Below are 23741 nucleotides of genomic sequence, written 5' to 3'. Positions count from 1 at the left end.
AGCGGAGCGCGAAAGCCGCGCGATGACGATGATCGACGAAAGCATCGAGGCGACGGTCGCGCGCCTCGCCAAAGTCCATGCCGGACGGCGCGGCGCGCTGTTGCCGCTGCTGCACGATCTTCAGGCGGCGGTCGGCAAGGTCGATGACGCCGCGGTTGCGGCGATCGCCGCCGAACTCAACCTGAGCCGCGCCGAAGTGCATGGCGTTGTCAGCTTCTACCATGATTTCCGCCATGTCCCGGCAGGCCGCCATATCGTCAAATATTGCCGCGCCGAGAGCTGCCAGTCGCGCGGCGGCGCGGCGATCGAGGCGGCGCTGGCCCGGCGGCTCGACGTCGCGATGGGCGAGACCCGCGCCGACGGGCGGGTGACGCTGGAGCCGGTCTATTGCCTAGGCCTGTGCGCGGTCGGGCCCAATGCGCTGGTTGACGGGGTGCCGGTGGCGCGGATCGACGGCGACGCCGCGATCGAGCGGATCGCCGCGACGGTGGCGGCATGACGCGGGTTTTCATCAGCGCCGACATGGCGTCGGTCGCGCTGGGCGCGGATGCGGTGGCGGATGCCTTCGCGGGTGCAGGCTGCACCGTGGTGCGCACCGGCAGCCGGGGGCTGTTCGCGATCGAACCGCTGGTCGAGGTCGAGACCGCCGAGGGGCGGATGGGCTATGGTCCGGTCGGCCCCGACGATGTCGCGGCGGTGCTGGCGGGCGATCATGCCAACCGGCTCGGCGCGATCGACGAACTCCCTTTCTTCGCGAAGCAGCAGCGCTTCACCTTCGCGCGCTGCGGGGTCAACGATCCGCTCGACCTGAGCGCCTATGCGGCGAGCGGCGGCTGGGCCGGATTGCAGGCGGCGCGCGCGATGAGCCCCCAGGCCGTGGTCGATGCGGTCAAGGCATCGGGCCTGCGCGGGCGCGGTGGGGCGGGCTTCCCGACCGGGATCAAGTGGCAGACGGTGCTGGCAGCCGAAGCCGACGAGAAGTTCATCGTCTGCAATGCCGACGAGGGCGACAGCGGCACCTTCGCCGATCGCATGCTGATGGAGGGCGATCCCTATTGCCTGATCGAGGGCATGGCGATTGCGGGCCACGCGGTCGGCGCGGGGCATGGCTATATCTATATCCGATCCGAATATCCCTTTGCGATCCGGACGATGGAGGCGGCGATCCTGCGCGCGGCGCGGGAGATCGCGCCCTTCACCCTCGAAGTGCGGGTCGGCGCGGGGGCCTATGTCTGCGGCGAGGAGACCGCGCTGCTCGACAGCATCGAGGGCAAGCGCGGGCAGGTCCGCGCCAAGCCGCCGCTGCCGGCGATAGCGGGGCTGTTCGGCAAGCCGACGGTGATCAACAATGTGCTGAGCCTCGCAGCGGTGCCCTTCATCCTGGAGAAGGGGGCGGACGCCTATGCGGCGGTGGGCTTCGGCCGGTCGCGCGGCACGATGCCGGTGCAGTTGGCGGGCAACGTCAAACATGGCGGGCTGTTCGAGATCGGCTTCGGCATCACGCTGGGCGAGCTGGTCGAGGAGATCGGCGGCGGCACCGCGTCGGGCAGGCCGGTGCGTGCGGTTCAGGTCGGCGGGCCGCTGGGCGCCTATTTCCCGCCGTCGAGGTTCGACACGCCTTTCGACTATGAGGCGTTCACCGCGGCGGGCGGGCTGATCGGCCATGCCGGGATCACCGTCTTCGACGACAGCGTCGACATGGCGAGGATGGCGCGCTTCGCAATGGAGTTCTGCGCGGTCGAAAGCTGCGGCAAATGTACGCCATGCCGGATCGGATCGACCCGTGGCGTCGAGACGATCGACCGGATCATCGCGGGTCGTCACGCCAAGCTGGCTGTCATCCCGGACTTGATCCGGGATCCCGCTTCTTCCTCCCGCGCTGACAAGGAAAGCGGGATCCCGGGTCAAGCCCGGGATGACGGAATGGGTATGCGATTGTCTTCCCCCGAAGGGGAAGGCTTGCTCGCCGCGCTTGGTTCGCGCTCACCGCTTCGACTGGATCGAGCGCAGGATAAGGAGATCGGGCTGCTGCGCGACCTGTGCGACACTATGAAATATGGATCGCTGTGCGCGCTGGGCGGTTTCACACCCTATCCGGTGCTGAGCGCGCTCGACTATTTTCCAGAGGATTTCGGCGGCGCGGCTGCGTTGCCAGAGGCGGCGGAGTAAGCCCATGGCGTGGATCGGCGAAATCGACCTTGGCACCAAAGCCGCCCCCGTCACCGGCCCGATGGTGGCGGTGACGATCGACGATCAGCGCATCGAGGTGCCCGAAGGCACGTCGATCATGCGCGCCGCCGCGCTGATGGGGACGACGATCCCCAAATTGTGCGCGACCGACATGCTGGAAAGCTTCGGATCGTGCCGCCTGTGCCTGGTCGAGATCGACGGCCGTGCGGGCTATCCCGCCTCGTGCACCACGCCGGTGATGCCCGGCATGGTGGTGCGCACCCAGACCGAGAAGCTCAAGCAGCTCCGCAAGGGGGTGATGGAGCTCTACATCTCGGACCATCCGCTCGACTGCCTGACCTGTTCGGCCAACGGCGATTGCGAGCTGCAGGATCAGGCGGGCGCGGTGGGGCTGCGCGAGGTGCGCTACGACTATGAGGGCGCGAACCATCTCACTGCCGAGAAGGACGAGTCCAACCCCTATTTCACCTTCGACAGCACCAAGTGCATCGTCTGCTCGCGCTGCGTGCGCGCCTGTGACGAGGTGCAGGGGACGCTGGCGCTGACCGTCGACGGGCGCGGCTTCGAAAGCCATATCGCGGCGAGCCAGGACGAGGACTTCCTGAAATCCGAATGCGTGAGCTGCGGCGCCTGCGTCCAGGCCTGCCCGACATCGGCGCTGATCGAGAAGAGCGTGATCGAGAAGGGGACCCCCGACCGCGCGGTCGTCACCACCTGCGCCTATTGCGGGGTCGGCTGCACCTTCCGCGCCGAAATGCGCGGCGAGGAGCTGGTACGCATGGTGCCGTGGAAGGACGGCAAGGCCAATCGGGGGCATAGCTGCGTCAAGGGGCGCTTCGCCTGGGGCTATGCCCAGCACAAGGAGCGCATCCTCCACCCGATGATCCGCGCCTCGGTCGATGAACCCTGGCGCGAGGTGAGCTGGGAAGAGGCGATCGCCCACACCGCGTCGGAGTTCCGCCGCATCCAGGCGACCTATGGCACCCGGTCGGTCGGCGGCATTACCTCCAGCCGCTGCACCAACGAGGAGACCTTCCTCGTCCAGAAGATGATCCGTCAGGGCTTCGGCAACAACAATGTCGATACCTGTGCGCGTGTCTGTCACTCGCCGACCGGTTACGGGCTGAAGACGACCTTCGGCACCTCGGCGGGCACGCAGGATTTCGACAGCGTCCAATATGCCGACGTGATCATGGTGATCGGCGCGAACCCGACCGACGGCCATCCGGTGTTCGCCAGCCGGATGAAGCGGCGGCTGCGTCAGGGCGCGAAGCTGATCGTCGTCGATCCGCGCCGCACCGATCTGGTCCGCAGCGCCCGCATCGAGGCCGACCAGCACCTGCCGCTCAAGCCCGGCACCAACGTCGCGGTGCTGACCGCGATGGCGCATGTCATCGTCGAGGAAGGGCTGGCGAACGAGGCGTTCATCCGCGCGCGTTGCGACTGGGACGAATATCAGGACTGGGCGGCCTTCGTGTCCGAGCCTGCCCGCTCGCCCGAGGCAACCGAGCCGCTGACCGGTGTTCCCGCCGACACGCTGCGCGCCGCCGCCCGGCTCTATGCGACCGGGGGCAATGCCGCGATCTATTATGGCCTGGGCGTCACCGAGCATAGCCAGGGATCGTCGACGGTGATGGCGATCGCCAACCTCGCCATGGCGACCGGCAATATCGGCCGCGAGGGCACCGGCGTGAACCCGCTGCGCGGGCAGAACAACGTTCAGGGCGCGTGCGACATGGGCAGCTTCCCGCACGAATTCTCCGGATATCGCCATGTGTCGGACGGCGACACGCGCGCGCTGTTCGAACGCGAATGGGGCGTGCCGCTCGATCCCGAACCGGGCCTGCGCATCCCCAACATGCTCGACGCCGCGACCGACGGCGTGTTCATGGGGCTGTTCGTGCAGGGCGAGGACATCCTCCAGTCCGATCCGAACACCAAGCATGTCGCGGCGGGCCTCGCGGCGATGGAATGCGTGGTGGTGCAGGACCTGTTCCTGAACGAGACCGCGAACTACGCGCATGTCTTCCTGCCCGGATCGACCTTCCTGGAAAAGGACGGGACCTTCACCAACGCCGAGCGCCGTATCCAGATGGTGCGCAAGGTGATGGCGCCGCTCAACGGCTATGCCGACTGGGAGATCGTCCAGCTCGTCGCGCGGGCGATGGGGCTCGATTGGAACTATCGCCATCCGTCCGAGATCATGGACGAGGTCGCGCGGCTGACGCCGAGCTTTGCCGGGGTGAGCTATGACAGGATCGAGGCGCAGGGATCGATCCAGTGGCCCGCGAACGACAAGGCCCCGCTCGGCACCCCGATGATGCACATCGAGGGATTCGCGCGCGGCAAGGGCAAGTTCGTGGTGACCGATTATGTCGCGACCGACGAGAAGACCGGCCCGCGCTTCCCGCTGCTGCTCACCACCGGCCGCATCCTCAGCCATTATAATGTCGGCGCGCAGACGCGGCGGACCGCCAATGTCGCCTGGCACCCCGAGGATCTGTTGGAGGTCCATCCGGTCGATGCCGAAAATCGCGGGGTCAAGGATGGCGACTGGGTCACGCTGCGCAGCCGCGCGGGTGAGACGACGTTGCGCGCGCATGTCACCGAGCGGGTCGCCCCCGGGGTGGTCTATACGACCTTCCACCATCCCGAGACGCAGGCCAACGTCATCACCACCGACTATTCGGACTGGGCGACCAACTGTCCCGAATATAAGGTGACGGCGGTGCAGGTTTCTCTGTCCAACGGCCCGTCGGACTGGCAGGAAGACTATGCCGATCAGGCGCGCCGCAGCCGGCGCATCATGACGGTTGAGGCGGCCGAATAAGATGGCGATGAGCAACGACGACAAGCTCGTCTACATGGTCAACCAGATCGCCCGCAATTTCGGGGCGATGGCGCACGACCATGCCGTCGAGGCCGTCACCGACCATCTCGTCCATTTCTGGGATCCCCGGATGAAGGCGCGGATCGTGACGCTCGCCGCCGAACGGCCCGGCGAGCTGCTGCCGGTCTCGGCGGCGTCGGTCGACCAGCTCGCCGCCGGTCTCGAACCCCCGCCGCAGACGCGCGCCACCGCCTTCGCCGCCGTCGACGAGCCCGGCGGATCGGACGCCGGCTGAGCGATGGCAACGCGGCCCGGGCTGTTCCGGCGGATCAGCGCGACCGGCGGCGCGGAGAGCATCGAGCGGCTGGTTGCCGACGAGACCCCGATCGCGATCGAATATAATGGCCTCGGCTATGCGGTGCTGATGGCCAGCGCGGCGGATCTCGACGATCTCGCCTATGGCTTCAGCCGCGCCGAACGGCTGATCGACGATCCCGCGCAGATCATCGATGTCGATACCCATGCCGCGGAGCAGGGCATGTTGCTGCGGATCACGCTGCGCGAGGACCGGCTCGCGCTGGTCGCCGAGCGGGTCCGCCATCGCGTGTCCGAATCCTCCTGCGGGCTGTGCGGCATCGAGAATCTCGAACAGGCGCTGCGCAGCCTGCCCCGCGTCGAGGCGGGAACCGCGCCCGCCGATGCTGCGGTCTTTGCCGCGCTCGATGCGCTCCACCGTCATCAGCCGCTGAACGCCCAGACCGGCGCGGTCCATGCCGCCGCGCTGTGCGGCGCGGACGGCGCGATCCGGCTGGTGCGCGAGGATGTCGGCCGCCACAATGCCTTCGACAAGCTGATCGGCGCGATGCTGCGCGCGGGGCTGGACTGGGACGGCGGCTTCGCGCTGCTGTCATCGCGTTGCTCGTTCGAACTGGTCGAAAAGGCGGCGCTGGCGGGATGCCCGACGCTGGTGACGGTCTCCGCGCCCACCGGCCTTGCGATCGACCGCGCCCGCGATGCTGGGCTGCGGCTGATCGTGCTGGCCCGGCCCGACGCGATGCTGGCGGCGACCTGATGCGGCTGCTGGGCGCGATCCTCGCCGGTGGACGGTCGAGCCGCTTCGGATCCGACAAGGCCGAGGCCCTGTGGCGCGGCAAGCCGCTGATCGAACATGCCGCCGATCGGCTGCGGCCGGTCACCGACGAGCTGATCCTGTGCGGGCGTTCCTACGCCGGGCTGCGTGCGCTCCCCGACCGTCCCGAGGCGGACATGGGGCCGCTGGGCGGGTTGAATGCCGCGCTCCATCATGCCCGCGCGGAGGGTTTCGGGGCGGTGCTGAGCCTCGGCTGCGATACGCCCGATGTACCCGCAGCGCTGTTCGACCGGCTGCTGAGCGCCGCCGGGCCCGTCTATGTCGCGCGCCTGCCGGTGATCGGCCATTGGCCCGCCATGCTGGCTGCCGATCTCGACGCCTTCCTGGCCGATGATCGCAAGCATTCGATCCGCGCCTGGGCGGAGCGGGTGGGGGCGGAGCCGATCGACTGGCCCGAGCTGGCCAATATCAATGTGCCTGCCGATCTGGCCACCTTGCGGCGCGGTGATGACCTTGGCTGAGCCGCTCATTTAGATTTCTTCCGCTCATCCCGAGTAGAGGCTGAGCGAAGTCGAAGACCCGTATCGAAGGACGGTCCTTCGATACGCCATTTCGACGAGCTCAATGGCTGCTCAGGATGAGCGGGGGTGGGTTAACGGACATACGCGTGATGCCCAGAAAAACCGCCGGGCCGCCGAAATGATATATTGTATCTTCGGCCCGAACATGCCATGTGGCGCGACAATAGGAAGGGATGACCGTGAACCGCTTCGTACCTGCACGCGACCTATTCGACCGGCTAGCGATCGGCCTGTCGGCGCTGTGTCTCGTCCATTGCGCGGCGAGCGTCATCCTGCTGGCCGTGCTCGCGACGGCGGGCGGGGCGCTGCTCCATCCGATCATCCATGAGGTCGGTCTGGCGATGGCGATCCTGCTCGCGATCGTCGGGCTGGGCAAAGGCTTCTTCCAGCATCGGCGGCCGGTGCCGATGATCGTCGGGACCGCCGGGATCGCGCTGATGGCGACCGCGCTGAGCGTGCCGCATGGCGTCCGCGAAGCGGCCTTCACCATGCTCGGCGTCGCCTGCGTTGCGGTCGCCCATCTGCTCAACCGCCGCGCCAGCGCCGAGCATCTCACCCTCTGACCCTTGCCGGGGCGTTCGCCAGGGCCTAGATTGGCCGCATGGCCACCGCGCATGATCACCACATTCATGAGGGCGAATCGCTCGCCAGCGCCGCCCAGCGCGCGTTCGAGCGGGCGGGCGAGCAATGGACACCGATGCGCGCGCAAATCTATGCGGCGCTGAGCGCGGCGGATCGTCCTGCATCGGCCTATGACCTGGCCGAGGCGGTGTCGAAGTCGACCGGCCGCCGGGTCGCCGCCAACAGCGTCTACCGCATCCTCGATGTGTTCGTGTCGAAGAACCTCGCCCGCCGGGTCGAGAGCGCCAACGCCTATATCGTCAACGCCCATCCCGATTGTCAGCATGACTGCATCTTCCTGGTTTGCGACGCCTGCGGGCGGGTCAACCATGTCGACGACGACAGCCTGTCGGGCGCGGTGCGCCGTTCCGCCGAGAAGGCTGGGTTTTCCCAGTTACGCCCCGTGATCGAGGTGCGCGGCTGCTGCGCCGATTGCGCCGATGGAGATATGGCCTGAACGCGCATTTCGGCGCATCTAAGCTGGCTATGGCGATTACATGGGTTTATGGCGAGCGGGATGACCAACCGTCCTGTAACGCCTTTGCTTGATAGTGCCGCGACACCCGCCGAACTCCGGCAGCTGAAACCGGCGCAACTCCGCCAGCTTGCCGATGAACTGCGCGAGGAGATGATCTCCGCCGTATCGGTGACCGGCGGCCATCTCGGCGCGGGACTCGGCGTGGTCGAACTGACCGTCGCGCTCCACTATGTCTTTGATACGCCGCGCGACGTCCTGATCTGGGACGTCGGGCATCAGGCCTATCCGCACAAGATCCTCACCGGGCGGCGTGACCGCATCCGCACGCTGCGGCAGCCGGGCGGCCTGTCGGGCTTCACCAAGCGCAGCGAGAGCGAATATGATCCGTTCGGGGCGGCGCACAGCTCGACCTCGATCTCCGCCGCGCTCGGCTTCGCGGTCGCCAACAAGCTTGGCGACAAGCCAGGCCGCGCCATCGCGGTGATCGGCGACGGGGCGATGTCGGCGGGCATGGCCTATGAGGCGATGAACAACGCCAAGCAGGCGGGCAACCGGCTGATCGTCATCCTCAACGACAATGACATGTCGATCGCGCCACCGGTCGGCGCGCTATCGGCCTATCTCGCCAAGATCGTGTCGTCTGGCCCCTTCCTGTCGATGCGCGGCTTCGCCAAGCGGGTTGCGCAGAAGCTGCCCCGCCCGATCCATGATTTCGCCAAGCGGTCCGAGGAATATGCCCGCGGCATGGCGACCGGCGGTACATTGTTCGAGGAACTGGGCTTCTATTATGTCGGCCCGGTCGACGGCCATAACCTCGACCATCTGCTGCCGATCCTGGAAAATGTCCGCGACAGCGACCATGGCCCGATCCTGATTCATGTCGTCACCAACAAGGGCAAGGGCTATGCCCCCGCCGAGGCGGCGGCCGACAAATATCATGGCGTCCAGAAGTTCGACGTCGTCTCGGGCGAACAGGCCAAGGCTCCGCCGGGACCGCCGAGCTATACCGGCGTCTTCGCCGAGGCGCTGATCCGCGAGGCGGCGCGCGACGACAAGATCTGCGCGATCACCGCCGCCATGCCATCGGGTACCGGCCTCGACAAATTTGAGACCGCCTATCCCGAGCGCAGCTTCGACGTCGGCATCGCCGAGCAGCACGCGGTGACCTTCGCCGCGGGTCTGGCGGCGCAGGGTTATCGCCCCTTCTGCGCAATCTATTCGACCTTCCTGCAGCGCGCTTATGACCAGGTCGTCCATGACGTCGCGATCCAGAACCTGCCCGTGCGCTTCGCGATCGACCGCGCCGGGCTGGTCGGTGCCGACGGGTCGACCCATGCGGGCAGCTTCGACATCACCTATCTGGCGACCCTGCCCAACATGGTGGTGATGGCGGCGGCGGACGAAGCCGAACTGAGCCATATGGTCCACACCGCCGCGCTGTACGACAGCGGCCCGATCGCGCTGCGCTATCCGCGCGGCAACGGCACCGGCGTCGCGATTCCTGCCGTTCCCGAGCAGCTTCCGATCGGCAAGGGCCGGCTGGTCCGCGAGGGCAAGACGGTGGCGATCCTGTCGCTCGGCACCCGCCTCGGCGAGGCGCTGCGCGCCGCCGAGCAACTCGAGGCGCTGGGCCTGTCGACCACGGTCGCCGACCTGCGCTTCGCCAAGCCGCTCGACGAGGCGATGATCCAGACGCTGCTGACCAGCCATGAGGTAGCGGTGACGGTAGAAGAAGGCGCGATCGGCGGCCTCGGCGCGCATGTCCTGACGCTGGCGTCGGACCTGGGCCTGATCGACAATGGTTTGAAGCTGCGGACGCTGCGCCTGCCCGACGCGTTCCAGGAGCATGACAAGCCCGAGAAGCAATATGCCGATGCGGGGTTGGACGCCGAGTCGATCGTCGGCACGGTGCTGGCGGCGCTGCACCGGAACAGCAGCGGGCTGGAAGAGAGCGCGTAGCCCCTCTCCTCGCACCGTCATGCTGAACTTGTTTCAGCATCCACTAGGACGCGGGAGCGAAGCTAGCGTGGTTCGGGTGGATCGAAACCCAATGCCATCGCCAGATCATCCCACATAGGGTTGTCCTGCTCGACCAGATTGAGCTTCCAATCGCGCCGCCAGTTTTTGAGCTGCTTTTCGCGGGCGATGGCGTCGAGCATTTCGCTGAACAGTTCGAAGCGAACAAGCCTTGTCACGCCATGGCGCGAGGTGAAGCCCGGAATATCGCCGCTGCGATGCTGGTAGAGGCGTCCCATCAGATCGGATGTGACGCCGATATAGATCGTCCCGTTGCGGTCGCTCGCGAGGATGTAGACGCAAGGCTGGCGGTCCATGCGCCTCTCTTAGCATCGACCAAGGCTCGGAGTGGATGCTGAAACAAGTTCAGCATGACAGCTAGGGGAGGGGCCTGCCCCTAAACATCCTCGTCCGGAAGGACAAAAGCGCCATCAGCCGGGGCTTCGGCGAGCTTTTCGATGCGGCCGCGCGAGACCGAGATCAGGATGTGGCGGTTGGCGAACTCGACGACGGCGAGCCGGCCGGTGGCGCCCATCGGGATCGCGTCGACGATCCTGAGCGCCCTTTGCCTGTTGCCGATCGCGATTCCCGGCTGGAGCTTTTTCCAGAGCCAGAGGGAAGCATAGGCCAGTCCGCCGACGAGGGGGACCAGCAGGAGCAGCTTCAACAGATAGTCGATCATCATTGGCGAGACATCATTGGCGGCGTTCTATCCCCGACAGCCGCGCATCGGCAGCGACCACGTCGACCACCCTTATTCCGAACTTTCCGTTCACTGTCACTACCTCGCCCTTCGCGACGAGGGTTCCGTTGACCATGATGTCGAGCAATTCGTTCGCCTGGCGGTCGAGTTCGACCACGCTGCCCGAATTGAGGTCCATCAGATCGGCGAGGCGCAGCGAGGTGCTGCCGACTTCGACCGACAGGCGGAGCGGAATGTCTGCCAGCAGCGAATAGTTGGCGCGGCTCGACAGATCGGCCGGAACGGCGGGAACGTCGGACATATCGCTCATTTCAAAAGACCCTTGTTGAGGTTTTCTATCATCATCGCGGCGCGGCCTTCCTGCTCGCCGATAGTGCCCTCGGCGAACCGGCGGTTGCCGACGAGCAGGGGAACGGTCTGCGACAGGGTGATCGGAATGACGTCGCCCGGCTTGAGGGCGAGCAGCTGCGCTACGGTCATCTCGGGACGCGCGAGCACCGAGCGTACCGGCAGCGACACATTGTCGAGCGCGCCGAGCAGCTTGTTCTTCCACTCCTTGTCATCGCCATCGGCGCCGGCCTGGACGCGCATGGCGATCTGATCCTCGATCGGCTGCAGCACCGAGAGCGGATAGAGGATTTCGATCCGGGTGGATTTCGACATGCCGGGCTTGATCGTGAAGCTCTGGACCACAACCGGCTCGTCGGGCCGCACCATATTGGCGAAGGCGACGTCGGTCTCGTGAGTCGAGAAGGCGAAGTCGAGGGGGTAGGCGTCCTGCCAGCTCTTGGTCAGCACCTCGGTGATCGCCGAGACGAGGCGTTTCTGGAGCCGCTGTTCGGAGGGGGTGAACTCGCAGGTCTTGTGCGCAAGGCCGTTGCCGGTGCCGCCGTAGAAGGCGTCGACCATGTTGGTGATGAAGGCGGGTTCGAGCGCGATCATCATCATGCCCTTGACCGGGCGGACGCGGAACAGGCTGAGGCTGATATAGTCGGGCTGCTTGGCCTGCCATTCGTCGAAACGGCGGGTTTCCAGCGGAATGGCATCGATCTTGGTGCGGGTCTGGGCGATCGGCTCGATCACGTCGCGCAGCAGGCGGGCGATCTTCTCGTTCATCCGCTCGAGATGGGTGAGATGCGCGACCGGGCGGTCCTTGCGCTGGCCGAGCGCATAAGGCGCGATATCGCGCGCCTGACGGGCCTTGGCCTCTTCGCTCTCCTCCGGTTGATCGAAGGAGATGTCGCTGAGCTCATCCATCAGCGCGGCGACTTCGTCACCCGAAAGACTGGAGGCTGCACGCGTCATAGGTGTCTGCGAAAATCCCGAACCGGTTCTGCCGGGGCTGCCGGCGGGATTCGCTATACCGCAGAGTTGGTTAATGAAGTGTGGGAGGGGGAGTAAGGATTTGTTGAGAGGGAGGGATGGGGAGTCTTTTTGTTTGCGCCCTCAGACGCCGGGCGGCCAGCATCCGCTGGCCTTGGCTTCCTCGCCTTCGCTCGGACGCGCTGTTCGCGCTTGCCTCTTCGAACCTCGCCAGTCCTGCCCACGAGATAAGCGTCGGGACGCCTAGCGTCCCGCAAGGCCGAACGGCCGCCCGAGCTTATGCGAGGAAAAGCCAAGTGGGCGGATGCCCACGCCGGCGCCTGAGGCTACAAACCTACGCAGCGCCCTTTTTCTGGACGAGCTTGTAGGCGTGTTCGTACCACTTGCTGCCCGGATAGTTCGCGCCCAGCACCGCGGCGGCGCGTTCGGCTTCAGCAGGGACGCCCAGCGCCAGATAGCTTTCGGTCAGCCGCATCAGCGCCTCTGGAGCATGGCTGGTGGTGTCATACTGATCGATCACGGTGCGGAAGCGGATCACCGAGGCCAGCCAGTCGCCGCGGCGCTGGTAGAAACGGCCGATCTCCATCTCCTTGCCGGCGAGGTGATCCTTGATCAGGTCGGTCTTCACCCGGGCATCGGCGGCATAGCGCGAATCGGGGTAGCGGCGGATGACCTCGTTCATCGCGTCGAGCGCCTGCTGGGTCAGCTTCTGGTCGCGCGTAACGTCCTGGATCTGCTCATAATAGTTGATCGCAACCAGGTAGAGCGCATAGGGCGCGTCGCGGTTGCCGGGATGGATCGAGATGAAGCGCTGCGCCGAGGCGGTCGATTCGGTGTACTGACCCGCCAGATGATAGGAAAAGGCGCTCATCAGCTGCGCGCGGCGGGCCCAGACCGAATAGGGATGCTGGCGCTCGACCTCGTCGAACAGCGCGGCGGCGAGTTTGTACTGATGCTTGTCCAGTCGCTCCTTCGCGGCGTTGTAGAGCGTGTCAACGTCGCGGGCGACATACTTGTTGTCGCCCTTGTTCTTGCTGGTGGCGCAGCCGGCCAGCGGAACGACAAGGGCGGCGGCGATCATCAGCGCGATCGAACGGGGGGCTATACGCAGCATAGGCCGACCTCTTTAAGGGCCAAATACGGCTGCGGCAATGGCCGCGAAGAGGGGATGCGTCACGACGCCGAGCCGCTAAGATGATGCGATGCTGCGCGTGCTGACCCTGTCGACATTGTTCCCCGACCGGACCCGTCCGGGCTTCGGCGGATTCGTCGAGCGGCAGACGCTGGGGCTTGCCGCGCATCCGGGCGTCGAGCTGCGCGTCGTAGCGCCCTATGCGGCGCCGCCGACCGCCTGGGCGAAGCGCCATCCTGCCTATCGCGAGATCAGCCAGCTACCGCCGCGCGAGACGTGGAAAGGGATCGACGTCCATCGTCCGCAATTCCCGGCGCTGCCGCTGATCGGCGGGCGGCTGAACCCGTGGAGCATCTGGTGGACGCTGCTGCCGCTGCTAGATGCGATCCGCGAAGATTTTCCGTTCGACGTGATCGACGCCGAGTTCTTCTATCCCGATGGCCCGGCGGCGGTGTGGCTGGGACGGCGCCACGGCGTGCCGGTGTCGATCAAGGCGCGCGGCAGCGACATCCATCTGTGGGGCGGAATCGCCGCCAGCCGCCGGATGCTCGTTGCAGCGGGGCGCGCCGCCGACGGCATGCTGGCTGTGTCCGGCGCGCTGCGCGACGACATGATCGCCATGGGCCTGCCCGGCGAGCGGATCATGGTGCACCATACCGGGGTCGATCAGGCAGTGTTCCGGCCGCGGGATCGCCCGGCGGCCAAGGCTGCGCTGGGGATCGCGGGGCCGCTGGTGGTCACCGCCGGTAACCTGATCCCGTTGAAAGGGCAGGGTCTCGTGATCGAGGCGATGCGGTCCTTGCCCGGCGTCACGCTGCTGATCGCGGGGCGTGGACCCGACCGGGAGCGGCTTGCCGCGCAGATCGCCGCGGAGGGGCTGGGGGATCGCGTCCGCCTGCTCGGCGCGCTGCCGCATGAGAAGCTGCCGATGCTGTTCGCGGCGGCGGACGTCGTGGCGTTGCCGTCGGCGTCGGAGGGGCTGGCCAATGTCTGGGTCGAGGCGCTGGCCTGCGGCACGCCGATCGTGATCACCGATGTCGGCGGCGCGCGCGAGGTGGTCGGCCGCCCGGCGGCGGGACGGCTGGTCGAGCGAACCCCTGCGGCGATCGCGGCGGGAATAGCCGGGCTGCTGGCCGATCCGCCGTCACCGGCCGAGGTGGCGGAGACCGTGCGGGACTTCACCTGGGAGCGGAACACCGAGGCGCTGTACGCGCATCTGACCGCACTGGTTCAAGCCCGGGGCGACGGCGTGAAGTGAACCTCGCTCGTCTCCGCGGCGGTCAGGCCGCGGCGTCGCCGTGGAGGCTCATCAGCGAGTCCATCAGGCCATCGTCGGCGCTCGAGCAGACGCCGAGGACGAGCGCTTCGTCAAAGCCTTCGGCGACGACATAGGCATGGCCCATCTGTGAATCGATGTAGATGCCCTGGCCCGCATCGAGCACGACCGGATCATAGAATTCGGTGAGCACCTCGATCCGGCCTTCGATGACGTAGACGAATTCCTCGCCCTGGTGGCGGACGAGCTCGCCGAACTCGCTGGCGCTGTGCGCGCGGATCCGGGTGATCAGCGGAATCATCAGCTTCCGCCGCAGATCGGTGCACATATAATGATAATCATAATTGGGCGTCGTGACGCGGACCGCCTGATCCATCGTCCCGATGCTGCGCCGGCCGGTGACGCGGACGACATTGCTCTCCGGCTCCTCCGCGAAGAGGTCGGACATCCGCATCTTGAGCCGGTGGCTGAGCTGCTGGAGCTTGTCGTAGCTCAGCGTCAGCCGGTCATGCTCCACCTTCGACAGGGTAGATACTGGTATTCCCGATCTGGCGCTCATCTCCTTGAGCGTCCAGTTGTTGCGCGACCTTATGCCCCGCATCACGGCCCCGAGCGTCGGCGGAGAAGGGCGATCAGGCATTGACGTTGTCCATTCTGTTTGACAATTTTCCAATCAGGATCATTATGTCCCCATCGGGATAATTCTGTTGATCATGAATAAGGTATCGTGCCGCCCGCCGCAACTGGGCGCGCAGAGCAAATGGAAGGGGAAGCAATGCGTTCGATTCGCATGGTGATGACGGGGTTTGCGGCGATGCTGGTTCTGCCGTCGTCGGTGCAGCTCGCCGCGCAAGGGCCTGTGCCGCCGGTGATTGCAAGCAAGGGCTCGAGCGGTCCAACGGCGGCCCGCACCGATGCGGTGAAGACGCCCGCGCCGCTGAACACGGCGGATGTCGAGGCCTGGCTGGACGGCTTCATGCCCTATGCGCTGGAACGCGGCCGGATCGCGGGGGCGGTGGTCGTCGTCGTCCGCGGCAACGGCACGGTGCTGCAGAAGGGCTATGGCTATGCCGACCTCAAATCGCGCAAGCCGGTTTCTCCGGAGGCTACGCTTTTCCGCCCAGGATCGGTCTCCAAGCTGCCGACCTGGACCGCGGTGATGCAGCAGGTCGAGGCGGGCAAGATCGACCTCGACAAGGACGTCAACGCCTATCTCGATTTCAAGATTCCGCCCTTCGAGGGCAAGCCGATCACGATGCGCAACATCATGACGCACACCGCCGGCTTCGAGGAATCGGTGCGGCACCTGATCAGCAGCGATCCCAAGGCGGCGCTGCCGCTGAAGAAGCTGATGCCCGAGGCTTTGCCCGCGCGGGTGTTCGCGCCCGGCACGACCCCGGCCTATTCGAACTACGCCACCGCGCTGGCGGGCTATATCGTCGAGCGGGTCAGCGGGATTCCGTTCGACACCTATATCGAGCAGCGCGTTTTCGCGCCGCTGGGGATGAAGCATTCGACCTACCGCCAGCCGCTCCCGGCCAGTCTCAAGCCGCTGATGGCGACTGGCTATTCGACGGTGACCGAGAAGGCCAAGCCGTTCGAGTTCGTCGTGCCCGCGCCCGCGGGCAGCCTGTCTTCGACCGGCGCCGACATGGGCAAGTTCATGATCGCGCATCTCAATAACGGCGCGGGGCTGATGAAGCCCGAAACCGCGCGGATGATGCACGACTATCATGCCCCGGGCGTCGGACCGCTCAACAGCATGGCGCTCGGCTTCTACGAGCAGCAGGTCAACGGCCGGCGCGCGATCGCCCATGGCGGCGACACCGAGTGGTTCCACAGCTATCTCTGGCTGTTCCCGCAGGACGACATCGGCCTGTTCGTGTCGATGAACAGCGCGGGCCAGGAGGGCGCGGCACACGCGATCCGCAGCGCGCTGTTCCACAAATTCGCCGACCGCTATATGCCCGGCCATGAAAAGTTCGGCCGGGTCGACGCGGCCACCGCGCGTAAACATGCCGAGATGCTGGCGGGCCATTATGTCAGCAGCCGGGGCTCGTTCACCAACTTCCTGGCGCTGCTCGGGCTGCAGGGGCAGGCGTCGATCGGCGTGGGCGAGGACGGCAAGATCACCTTTCCTGCGCTCGACGGGTTGAGCGCCGCGGCGCGCGACTGGGTCGAGGTCGCGCCGTTCGTATGGCGCGACACCAATACCGGCGAGCGGCTCGCCGCCGAGGTGCGCGACGGCAAGGTCGTGCGGATGAGCCTCGACGCGGGTTCGCCCTTCATGGTGTTCAGTCCGGCGCCGGCAGCGTTCAACGCCGCCTGGCTGATGCCGGCGCTGGGCCTCGCGCTGGGCCTGATCCTGCTGGCCGCGCTGGCTTGGCCGGTGCGGGCGCTGGTGCGGCGCAGCTATGGCGCGAAGCTGGAGCTCGAAGGCGATGCGCGGCGCGCCTATCGCCTGTCGCGCGGCTTCGCCTGGGGCGTGCTCGCCGCGACCGCAGGCTGGGCGGGGCTGATCGCCTCCTTCTCTGCCGATATCGGCTCGATCGGCGGTCCGCTCGACTGGCTGATCATCCTGCTGCGCATCGTCACGCCGATCGCGGCGATCGGCCTCGTCGCGACCGCGGGCTGGCTGACCTGGCTGAGCTTCCAGGAGAAGCGTCGCTGGACCGCAAAGCTGGGGGCCGCGCTGCTGCTGCTGTCGGGGCTGATCTTCCTGTGGGTGGTGATCGGCGCGCACCTCTACGGCTTCAGCATGGTCTACTGATGACGGCGCATATCGATCAGCGGTTGACGCTCGACCTTCGGGTCGAGCGCTTCCCCTTCCACAAGCCGTTTCGTATCGCCGGCCATGTCTTCGCCGAGACCGCCGTGCTGGTCGCCGAACTCTCGGACGGCGCGAATAGCGGCCGCGGCGAGGGGGCGGGCGCCTATTATCTGGGCGACGACGTGCCGCACATGCTGGCCGAGGCGGAGCGGGTGCGCGAGGCGATCGAGCGCGGCGCGACGCGCCAGGATCTTCAGGCGCTGCTGCCGCCCGGTGGCGCGCGCAACGCGCTCGACTGCGCCTATTGGGAGTTGGAGGCCAGGCGGGCCGGACAACCGGTGTGGGCGCTGGCCGGTCTCGACGCGCCGAGGCCGCTGCGATCGACGCTGACGCTGGGCGCGGACACGCCCGAAGCAATGGCGGCGGGCGCGCTGGCGATCGACCCGGACGCCCCGATCAAGGTCAAACTGACCGGCGATCTGGCCGACGACATCGCCCGGCTAGACGCGATCCGCGCCGCCCGGCCCGATGCCTGGATCGGCGTCGACGCCAATCAGGGCTACCGGATCGAAACGCTGCCCGACCTGCTGCCGGTGCTGCTCGCCCACCGCATCGCCCTGCTCGAACAGCCGCTCGCGCGCGGGCGGGAGGCCGATCTCGACGGGTTCGACCGGCCCCTGCCCTTCGCGGCGGACGAGAGCGCGTTGTCGCTGGCCGACACGGCGGGGCTCGTCGGACGCTTCGACGTGGTGAACATCAAGCTCGATAAATGCGGCGGGCTGACCGAGGGGCTGGCGATCGCGCGGGAGGCGCGTGCGCTGGGCCTGGAAGTGATGGTCGGCAACATGATGGGCTCCAGCCTGTCGATGGCTCCAGCCTATCTGGTGGGACAGCTCTGCGACATCGTCGATCTCGACGGACCGACCTTCCTCGCCGCGGACCGCACGCCTGGCGTCACCTATCGCGATGGCAAGGTCCATTGTGGTGCAGATATCTGGGGTGATGCAAGAAAATCGTCCTAATTGGGTTGACAGTTTTCCAATCAGGATCATAGTTGCATAATCTTACTAAGGATGACGGAATGACTACGCCGTTCCCGATCTCGCGCCGTGCAGTTGTTGCGGGCGCGATCGGTACAGCCTTGTCCACAACGATGGTTAACCGGGGAAGCTTTGCCTTCGCCGGTAAGCCTCAGCGCTATTCGCGGCGGGCTGTGGACCTGGTCGCGTCCTCCCTGGTCATCGATATGCTGGCGCCGCTCAAGGCGACCGTCTCTATCGATTATGTTGGCCATCGCCTGACCACCGGGGAGGCGGCTGAGTTTAGCGGCAGCGGAATCACTGGTTTCCATCACAGCTATGGCATCGAAGGGCCTGACGCGCGAACCAAGGCGCTGGAATATATCGCCGGTTGGCAAGGCTTCGTCGGTCGCAACAGCGATGTCCTGACGCTGGTCGATACGGCGGAAGATCTCGACCGTGCCAAGAGTGAGGGCAAGGGCGCGGTCATAATGGGCTTCCAGAACGCCGAGCATTTCGATCGCGTCGAAGATGTCGCCTTGTTTCGCAAATTGGGACTGCGATGTGCGCAGCTCACCTATAACAGCCAGAATCGATTGGGTTCGGGCTGTACCGACAGGGTGGACGGGGGCGTGTCCGACTACGGCGCAAAGATCATCGCCGCCATGGAGTCGGAAGGCATGCTAGTCGATGTATCGCACTGCGGCGATCGCACGACGCTTGACGCTATCGCATTGGCCAAGGGTCCGATCGCAATCACGCATAGCAACTGCCGCGCGCTGATCGCGCATCCGCGCGTGAAGACCGACGAAGCCATCAAGGCGCTGGCCGCCAAGGGCGGCGTCATGGGCATTACCGGCGTGCGCATGTTCGTGCGCGCCGAGGATCCGACCAATGTCGGACATATGACGGATCATATCGACCATGTCGCAAAGCTGGTCGGGGTGGAGCATGTGGGCATCGGGTCCGATGCCGATCTCAATGGGTATGATGACATGGAGCCGGCCGACCTCGCCGCGCTCAAGGCTTTGTACAAAAAGGGTAGCTACGCGTTCCGCGAACGGATCGACATCGATGGCTTCGACCATCCCCGCAAGGTCTTCGACCTTACGGAGGAACTGATCCGCCGCGGCTATTCCAACGACAATATCCGGGCGGTGCTCGGCGGAAATTTCCGTCGGCTGCTCGGGCAAGCATGGGGAAAGACAGCATGACGAAAAAGGGACTCATCGTTGCGGTCAGCCTGATGGCGCTCGCCTCCTCCGCACCCGTTCAGGCGCAGACAGCGGCTGAGGACATGCGGGAAGGCGATATCATCGTCACCGCCCAGAAGCGGGAGCAGACGCTTCAGGAAATCCCGCAATCTATCTCCGTCGTGGGTGCTGCACAGCTTGAGCAGCAGCAGGCCACGAGTTTCATAGATTATGCGGCGCTGGTCCCAGGCTTGAGCCTGCAACAGGCCAATCCTGGCCAGGCACGTGTCGTGCTGCGCGGCATCAACACCGGCGGCGCCAGTCCGACCGCTGCCGTCTATGTGGATGACACGCCGTTCGGACCCAGCACGGGCCAGAGCAATGGCGCGGTCCTTGCCGGAGACATCGACACTTTCGACATTGAGCGGGTCGAGGTTTTGAAGGGGCCCCAAGGGACGCTGTACGGCGCGAATTCACTGGGTGGTCTGTTGAAGTTCGTCACCGTCGAGCCGAAACTCGATAAGTTCGAAGGCCGCGTCCAGGCGGGTGCCGAAACGACAACGGGCGGTGGCGAAGGCTGGAACGGCAACGCTGTCCTTAACGTGCCCGTCAGCGACATGATCGCCGTACGTGCCAGCGGCTATTACCGCAAGGTCGGCGGCTATATCGATACAGTCGGCATCGCCCGCAAGGATGCGAATGACTATCAGAGCTATGGCGGCCGCGCGTCGATACTGTTCAAGCCGAGCGAGGACTTCTCGGTCCGGCTGACGGGTATTGCACAGAATATTCGTTCCAATTCACGGGCTTCCTTCGATGCCGATCCCCTCACGCTCAAACCGCTGGCGACTGATCCTAACACCGGCGCATCGACGGAAGGGCGGCTAACCCGTTCGGAATTCTACCCCGAACAGAATGATGTCGATTATCGCCTCTATAATGGAACCATCAACTGGGATCTCGGGCCGGTCGCTCTGACCTCCATCACCAGCTATGGGACGCTGACGCAGCACGAAGTCTATGACGCGAGCTATCAGCTGCCTGGCATCGCCGACGCCATTTATGGCGGGCCCGGCGTTCCGCCGCTCGGTATTACCTTTCCTGCGCTCGCCGGGCAGAAGAAGCTCACCCAGGAACTTCGCCTGCAGTCTGCCTCCGACGAGACCTTCGAATGGTTGGTCGGCGGCTATTACACGCGGGAAAAGGGCAGGCTGTTCCAACGCTATCTGCCGTTCGCGCTTGCCACGGGCGAAGCGATAGACCCGGCCCTGACGCTGCCGGCGGGGCCGGGTGGCGCCAATATCACCTTCCCCGATTTCCTGCGCGCCGAGCTGGACTCGAGATATCGTGAATATGCCGGTTTCGGCAGCGTAACCTGGCATTTCTCGCCGCGCTTCGACATCACTGCCGGTGCCCGGTACAGCCACAATAGCCAGAGTACGCGGCAGCTACTTGACGGATCGCTGCTCTTCTTCTCGGGCGCGACTACGTTCCCCGACATCGTGACCGGCAAATCATCCGAAAACGTCTTCACCTGGTCGGTCTCGCCGCGCCTGGAACTATCGGACAACACCACGGTCTACGCCCGGGTCGCCAAGGGTTATCGACCGGGCGGTCCCAACGTCGTGCCGCCGGGCGCTGGCGCGGGATTCCCGAGCCAGTATGACGCTGACACGCTGGTCAGCTATGAGGCGGGTATCCGCGCCGAAACAGCCGACCGGACGTTCGCCATCGACGCGTCCTTCTATTATCTAGATTGGCGCAAGATACAGGTGCTGGTCACCTACAATACTGCGATCGGCCCGGTAAATGCCGACGGCAATGGCGACAGCGCGACCAGCAAAGGCGCGGAGGTCACCGCGACCCTGCGGCCGACTCGTGGTCTCAGTATTGTGGTGAACGGTGCTTATAACAGCGCCAAGCTCGACGAAGACCTGCCGCCCGGCAACGGCGGGTTTGCGGGGGATCGTCTGCCCTATGCGCCCGAATGGTCGGTCAATGTCTCGGCTGACTATGAGTGGTCACTGGGGGACGACGCCAAGGCTTATGTGGGCGGCAGCGTCCGCTTGCTCAGCGATCAGGTCACAGACTTCGACGACAATTACCAGACTGCCTTCGGCCGCCGTCTCACGATCGACGGATATACGGTGGTGGACCTGCGGGCGGGAGTGGACTTCGGCCGGTATAATTTGTCGATTTATGCCAAGAACGTGACCAACAATCTCGGCCTTTCCAGCGTGGGTTCCTTCGCGGCACGACCGGGGACGGCGGTCCTCGCTTCGCCCATCCGTCCACGCACGCTTGGCATGACGCTGGGCGCATCCTTCTAAAAGAATATATGGAGTCTAAAATGAATGCGCCCGTGGGCCAGCTGGCCGATAGCATGACGCTGCCACAGCCCTATCTGCTGTTTCTCGGCGACACGACCGAGGCGGGCTTTGCCAAGACGGCCTTCGGGCTGGTCGACTGGGCGCGCGACCGCTGTGTCGGCGAGCTGGCGGTGGAAGGATGCACCGTCAGCACCGGCCTGCCGCGCCTTTCGCCCGCCGAGGCGAAGGCGGCGGGGGCCCGGTCGCTGGTGATCGGGGTCGCCAACCAGGGCGGGGTGATCGGCGAAAGCTGGATCGGCGCGCTGGTGACGGCGATGGAGGCGGGGCTCGACCTCGTCAGCGGCATGCACGAGCGGCTGGCCAACGTCCCCGCGCTGGCGGAGGCGGCGCGGCGGACGGGGCGGCGGCTGATCGACATCCGCACGCCGCCCGCCGCCATCCCGATCGCCACCGGGCGCAAGCGCAGCGGCAAACGGCTGCTGACCGTCGGCACCGACTGCGCGCTCGGCAAGAAATATACCGCGCTGGCGCTGCATCGCGCCTTCGTGGCCAAGGGTGTCGACGCCGATTTCCGCGCGACCGGCCAGACCGGAATCATGATCGCGGGCGGCGGCATCCCGATGGATGCGGTGATCTCCGACTTCGAAGCGGGCGCGGCCGAGATGCTGAGCCCCGATGCGCCGGACGGCCATTGGGACGTGATCGAAGGGCAGGGATCGCTGTTCCATCCGGCCTATGCGGCGGTGACGCTGGGGCTGCTCCACGGCAGCCAGCCCGATGTCTTCGTGGTGTGCCACGATCCCGCCCGGCCGATGATCCTGGGTATCGACGGCTATCCGCTGCCCACGATCGAGGAGGTGATCGACCTGACGATCCGGCTGGGCAGCCGCACCAACGCCGCGATCCGTTGCGGCGGGGTAAGCTTCAACACCGCGCGCCATGGCGGGGAAGAGGCGGAAGCGCTGATGGCGGCGGAGAGCAAGCGGCTCGGCCTGCCGGTCGCCGATCCGATCCGCGGCGGCGCGGCATTCGATGCGCTGGTGACGAACTGCCTCGCATGACGCCCGGCGATTCCGCCACCGGCTCAAGCTGGTTCCAGCGTTTCCTGTTACCGGGTTTCGCGCTCAAGGCGGTGATCATAGGCGGCGGCTATGCGACCGGGCGCGAGCTGGCCGAATATTTCGTGCCGTCGGGGCCGTGGGGCGGGCTGCTGGCGATGCTGCTCGCCACGCTGATCTGGAGCCTCATCGCTGCGCTGACCTTCGCGCTCGCCCGCGCGATGAACGCCTATGATTATCGCAGCTTCTTCCGGGGGCTGCTCGGCCCGGCCTGGATCGCGTTCGAGATCGCCTATCTGATCTTCGTGATCCTGATCCTCGCGGTGTTCGGCGCGGCGGCGGGGGCGATCGGTGCTGCGACCTTCGGCTGGCCCGAAGCGGCGGGTTCGGTCCTGCTCGCCACCGGCATCGTCGCGACCACCGCGCTGGGCACCGGCGCGGTCGAGCAGCTTTTCAAATATGTTTCGATCCTGCTCTATGCGGTCTATGCGCTGTTCCTCGTCCTGGCATTGGCGAGCTTCGGCGGGCTGATCGGGCAGGGTTTCGCCCAGGCGGCTCCCCCCGCGCCGGGCTGGATGGCGGGCGGGCTGACCTATGCCAGCTATAATATCGTCGGCGCGGTGGTGATCCTGCCGGTGCTGCGCCACCTGACCAGCCGCCGCGATGCGCTGGTGGCGGGGGCGATCGCCGGGCCGCTGGCGATGCTGCCCGCCATCCTGTTCTTCGTCGCGATGATGGCCTTCTATCCCGCGATCGGGGCGGAGGCGCTGCCGTCCGATTTCCTGCTGCGCCATATGGACGTGCCGGGCTTCCAGCTGCTGTTCCAGATCATGATCTTCGGCGCGCTGCTCGAAAGCGGGGCGGGAGCGGTGCACGCCGTCAACGAGCGCGTTTCGGGCGCGGTCGAGGCGAGCGGACATTCGCCGCTGGGCACCGCCGCGCGCGCGGCTATCGGTGCTGCGATCCTGACCGGCTGCATGTTCGTCGCTGCGCGGATCGGCCTGATCACGCTGATCGCCAGCGGTTACCGTTTCCTCGCCTGGATGTTCCTGGCCGTCTATCTCGCGCCGCTGCTGACGATCGGCGTCTGGCGCCTGTTCCGTACCCCTTCCTCTTCGACGGAGATCTGAC

At 66.0% G+C, this 23741-nt stretch carries 22 protein-coding genes; 16 read left to right on the top strand and 6 right to left on the bottom strand.

The annotated features are described in order from the left end of the window. Nucleotides 1–28 precede the first annotated feature (28 nt). The 9 genes from ASE00_RS10360 (at nt 29) to dxs (ending at nt 9749) form a co-directional block, all read left to right on the top strand. A complete protein-coding gene (locus tag ASE00_RS10360) occupies nt 29–499 on the top strand; it encodes an NAD(P)H-dependent oxidoreductase subunit E (protein ID WP_414819845.1) in 471 nt (156 codons plus the stop codon). Next, complete coding sequence (locus tag ASE00_RS10355) at nt 496–2169, top strand: NADH-ubiquinone oxidoreductase-F iron-sulfur binding region domain-containing protein (protein WP_056379950.1); 1674 nt, start codon at nt 496–498, stop codon at nt 2167–2169. Before ASE00_RS10360 ends, ASE00_RS10355 begins: the two co-directional genes overlap by 4 nt. A gap of 4 nt (nt 2170–2173) precedes the next feature. After that, nucleotides 2174–5020, top strand: a complete 2847-nt coding sequence (gene fdhF / locus ASE00_RS10350) for a formate dehydrogenase subunit alpha (protein WP_056379949.1) — start codon at nt 2174–2176, stop codon at nt 5018–5020. 1 nt (nt 5021) lies between these two features. Further along, on the top strand, nt 5022–5315 hold the full coding sequence (locus ASE00_RS10345; protein WP_082594611.1) for a formate dehydrogenase subunit delta: 294 nt from the start codon (nt 5022–5024) through the stop codon (nt 5313–5315). A 3-nt stretch (nt 5316–5318) separates the two neighbouring features. Beyond that, nucleotides 5319–6092 (top strand): formate dehydrogenase accessory sulfurtransferase FdhD, encoded by a 774-nt coding sequence (gene fdhD, locus ASE00_RS10340; RefSeq protein WP_056379947.1) that lies wholly within the window; start codon nt 5319–5321, stop codon nt 6090–6092. Continuing rightward, the gene (locus ASE00_RS10335) at nt 6092–6631 is read left to right on the top strand and encodes a molybdenum cofactor guanylyltransferase (RefSeq protein WP_056379944.1); all 540 of its coding nucleotides are present in this window, start codon (nt 6092–6094) and stop codon (nt 6629–6631) included. The genes fdhD and ASE00_RS10335 overlap by 1 nt, the downstream gene beginning before the upstream one ends. Nucleotides 6632–6864: 233 nt before the next feature. Further along, the gene (locus ASE00_RS10330) at nt 6865–7254 is read left to right on the top strand and encodes a MerC domain-containing protein (RefSeq protein ID WP_056379942.1); all 390 of its coding nucleotides are present in this window, start codon (nt 6865–6867) and stop codon (nt 7252–7254) included. 38 nt (nt 7255–7292) lie between these two features. After that, a complete protein-coding gene (locus ASE00_RS10325; RefSeq protein ID WP_056379940.1) occupies nt 7293–7769 on the top strand; it encodes a Fur family transcriptional regulator in 477 nt (158 codons plus the stop codon). A 60-nt stretch (nt 7770–7829) separates the two neighbouring features. Next, complete coding sequence (gene dxs, locus ASE00_RS10320; protein WP_056381553.1) at nt 7830–9749, top strand: 1-deoxy-D-xylulose-5-phosphate synthase; 1920 nt, start codon at nt 7830–7832, stop codon at nt 9747–9749. A 62-nt stretch (nt 9750–9811) separates the two neighbouring features. Here dxs and ASE00_RS10315 read toward each other — a convergent pair whose 3' ends face one another. The 5 genes from ASE00_RS10315 to ASE00_RS10295 all read right to left on the bottom strand — a co-directional run bounded on the left by ASE00_RS10315 (nt 9812) and on the right by ASE00_RS10295 (nt 12946). After that, complete coding sequence (locus ASE00_RS10315) at nt 9812–10123, bottom strand: GIY-YIG nuclease family protein (protein ID WP_056379939.1); 312 nt, start codon at nt 10121–10123, stop codon at nt 9812–9814. An 80-nt stretch (nt 10124–10203) separates the two neighbouring features. Continuing rightward, nucleotides 10204–10491 (bottom strand): flagellar biosynthetic protein FliO, encoded by a 288-nt coding sequence (locus ASE00_RS10310; RefSeq protein WP_082594610.1) that lies wholly within the window; start codon nt 10489–10491, stop codon nt 10204–10206. 10 nt (nt 10492–10501) lie between these two features. After that, the gene (fliN, locus tag ASE00_RS10305) at nt 10502–10819 is read right to left on the bottom strand and encodes a flagellar motor switch protein FliN (RefSeq protein ID WP_056379936.1); all 318 of its coding nucleotides are present in this window, start codon (nt 10817–10819) and stop codon (nt 10502–10504) included. Next, nucleotides 10816–11814, bottom strand: a complete 999-nt coding sequence (locus ASE00_RS10300) for a flagellar motor switch protein FliM (protein WP_056379933.1) — start codon at nt 11812–11814, stop codon at nt 10816–10818. Before ASE00_RS10300 ends, fliN begins: the two co-directional genes overlap by 4 nt. Nucleotides 11815–12166: 352 nt before the next feature. Further along, the gene (locus tag ASE00_RS10295) at nt 12167–12946 is read right to left on the bottom strand and encodes an outer membrane protein assembly factor BamD (protein ID WP_056379931.1); all 780 of its coding nucleotides are present in this window, start codon (nt 12944–12946) and stop codon (nt 12167–12169) included. Between the two features lie 88 nt (nt 12947–13034). Here ASE00_RS10295 and ASE00_RS10290 point away from each other — a divergent pair, with 88 nt between their 5' ends. Continuing rightward, nucleotides 13035–14222, top strand: a complete 1188-nt coding sequence (locus ASE00_RS10290) for a glycosyltransferase (protein WP_056379930.1) — start codon at nt 13035–13037, stop codon at nt 14220–14222. A 22-nt stretch (nt 14223–14244) separates the two neighbouring features. On the opposite strand, the gene ASE00_RS10285 is transcribed toward ASE00_RS10290, so the two are convergent. Further along, nucleotides 14245–14880, bottom strand: a complete 636-nt coding sequence (locus ASE00_RS10285) for a helix-turn-helix domain-containing protein (RefSeq protein WP_056379928.1) — start codon at nt 14878–14880, stop codon at nt 14245–14247. A 135-nt stretch (nt 14881–15015) separates the two neighbouring features. Here ASE00_RS10285 and ASE00_RS10280 point away from each other — a divergent pair, with 135 nt between their 5' ends. The 6 genes from ASE00_RS10280 to ASE00_RS10255 are packed head-to-tail and all read left to right on the top strand — an operon-like array spanning nt 15016 to nt 23740. Next, complete coding sequence (locus ASE00_RS10280; protein WP_056381548.1) at nt 15016–17010, top strand: serine hydrolase domain-containing protein; 1995 nt, start codon at nt 15016–15018, stop codon at nt 17008–17010. After that, nucleotides 17010–18032, top strand: a complete 1023-nt coding sequence (locus ASE00_RS10275) for a dipeptide epimerase (protein ID WP_056379926.1) — start codon at nt 17010–17012, stop codon at nt 18030–18032. The genes ASE00_RS10280 and ASE00_RS10275 overlap by 1 nt, the downstream gene beginning before the upstream one ends. A gap of 59 nt (nt 18033–18091) precedes the next feature. Then, nucleotides 18092–19243 carry a dipeptidase gene (locus ASE00_RS10270; protein WP_056379925.1) on the top strand — a complete coding sequence of 384 codons (1152 nt, stop codon included), beginning with the start codon at nt 18092–18094 and terminating at the stop codon, nt 19241–19243. Beyond that, the gene (locus ASE00_RS10265) at nt 19240–21552 is read left to right on the top strand and encodes a TonB-dependent receptor (protein WP_056379923.1); all 2313 of its coding nucleotides are present in this window, start codon (nt 19240–19242) and stop codon (nt 21550–21552) included. The genes ASE00_RS10270 and ASE00_RS10265 overlap by 4 nt, the downstream gene beginning before the upstream one ends. Nucleotides 21553–21572: 20 nt before the next feature. Then, complete coding sequence (locus ASE00_RS10260) at nt 21573–22613, top strand: DUF1611 domain-containing protein (RefSeq protein WP_056379921.1); 1041 nt, start codon at nt 21573–21575, stop codon at nt 22611–22613. Further along, complete coding sequence (locus tag ASE00_RS10255; RefSeq protein WP_056379919.1) at nt 22610–23740, top strand: hypothetical protein; 1131 nt, start codon at nt 22610–22612, stop codon at nt 23738–23740. Before ASE00_RS10260 ends, ASE00_RS10255 begins: the two co-directional genes overlap by 4 nt. Nucleotide 23741 lies beyond the last annotated feature (1 nt).

The organism is Sphingomonas sp. Root710 (genome assembly GCF_001429065.1).
Lineage (GTDB): Bacteria > Pseudomonadota > Alphaproteobacteria > Sphingomonadales > Sphingomonadaceae > Rhizorhabdus.
Note: the sequence above shows the minus strand (reverse complement) of the source record. Positions and strands in the feature narration are given on the sequence as shown.

What these genes read in the sequence shown, in the direction of transcription:
- fdhD (WP_056379947.1), top strand. Translation starts at nt 5,319, where the DNA reads ATGGCAACGCGGCCCGGGCTGTTCCGGCGGATCAGCGCGACCGGCGGC.
- ASE00_RS10360 (WP_414819845.1), top strand. Translation starts at nt 29, where the DNA reads ATGATCGACGAAAGCATCGAGGCGACGGTCGCGCGCCTCGCCAAAGTC.
- ASE00_RS10260 (WP_056379921.1), top strand. Translation starts at nt 21,573, where the DNA reads ATGAATGCGCCCGTGGGCCAGCTGGCCGATAGCATGACGCTGCCACAG.
- ASE00_RS10270 (WP_056379925.1), top strand. Translation starts at nt 18,092, where the DNA reads ATGACTACGCCGTTCCCGATCTCGCGCCGTGCAGTTGTTGCGGGCGCG.
- ASE00_RS10345 (WP_082594611.1), top strand. Translation starts at nt 5,022, where the DNA reads ATGGCGATGAGCAACGACGACAAGCTCGTCTACATGGTCAACCAGATC.
- ASE00_RS10265 (WP_056379923.1), top strand. Translation starts at nt 19,240, where the DNA reads ATGACGAAAAAGGGACTCATCGTTGCGGTCAGCCTGATGGCGCTCGCC.
- fliN (WP_056379936.1), bottom strand. Translation starts at nt 10,819, where the DNA reads ATGAGCGATATGTCCGACGTTCCCGCCGTTCCGGCCGATCTGTCGAGC.
- ASE00_RS10290 (WP_056379930.1), top strand. Translation starts at nt 13,035, where the DNA reads ATGCTGCGCGTGCTGACCCTGTCGACATTGTTCCCCGACCGGACCCGT.
- ASE00_RS10325 (WP_056379940.1), top strand. Translation starts at nt 7,293, where the DNA reads ATGGCCACCGCGCATGATCACCACATTCATGAGGGCGAATCGCTCGCC.
- fdhF (WP_056379949.1), top strand. Translation starts at nt 2,174, where the DNA reads ATGGCGTGGATCGGCGAAATCGACCTTGGCACCAAAGCCGCCCCCGTC.
- ASE00_RS10275 (WP_056379926.1), top strand. Translation starts at nt 17,010, where the DNA reads ATGACGGCGCATATCGATCAGCGGTTGACGCTCGACCTTCGGGTCGAG.
- ASE00_RS10335 (WP_056379944.1), top strand. Translation starts at nt 6,092, where the DNA reads ATGCGGCTGCTGGGCGCGATCCTCGCCGGTGGACGGTCGAGCCGCTTC.
- ASE00_RS10255 (WP_056379919.1), top strand. Translation starts at nt 22,610, where the DNA reads ATGACGCCCGGCGATTCCGCCACCGGCTCAAGCTGGTTCCAGCGTTTC.
- ASE00_RS10330 (WP_056379942.1), top strand. Translation starts at nt 6,865, where the DNA reads ATGACCGTGAACCGCTTCGTACCTGCACGCGACCTATTCGACCGGCTA.
- dxs (WP_056381553.1), top strand. Translation starts at nt 7,830, where the DNA reads ATGACCAACCGTCCTGTAACGCCTTTGCTTGATAGTGCCGCGACACCC.
- ASE00_RS10315 (WP_056379939.1), bottom strand. Translation starts at nt 10,123, where the DNA reads ATGGACCGCCAGCCTTGCGTCTACATCCTCGCGAGCGACCGCAACGGG.
- ASE00_RS10295 (WP_056379931.1), bottom strand. Translation starts at nt 12,946, where the DNA reads ATGCTGCGTATAGCCCCCCGTTCGATCGCGCTGATGATCGCCGCCGCC.
- ASE00_RS10300 (WP_056379933.1), bottom strand. Translation starts at nt 11,814, where the DNA reads ATGACGCGTGCAGCCTCCAGTCTTTCGGGTGACGAAGTCGCCGCGCTG.
- ASE00_RS10355 (WP_056379950.1), top strand. Translation starts at nt 496, where the DNA reads ATGACGCGGGTTTTCATCAGCGCCGACATGGCGTCGGTCGCGCTGGGC.
- ASE00_RS10310 (WP_082594610.1), bottom strand. Translation starts at nt 10,491, where the DNA reads ATGATGATCGACTATCTGTTGAAGCTGCTCCTGCTGGTCCCCCTCGTC.
- ASE00_RS10280 (WP_056381548.1), top strand. Translation starts at nt 15,016, where the DNA reads ATGCGTTCGATTCGCATGGTGATGACGGGGTTTGCGGCGATGCTGGTT.
- ASE00_RS10285 (WP_056379928.1), bottom strand. Translation starts at nt 14,880, where the DNA reads ATGCCTGATCGCCCTTCTCCGCCGACGCTCGGGGCCGTGATGCGGGGC.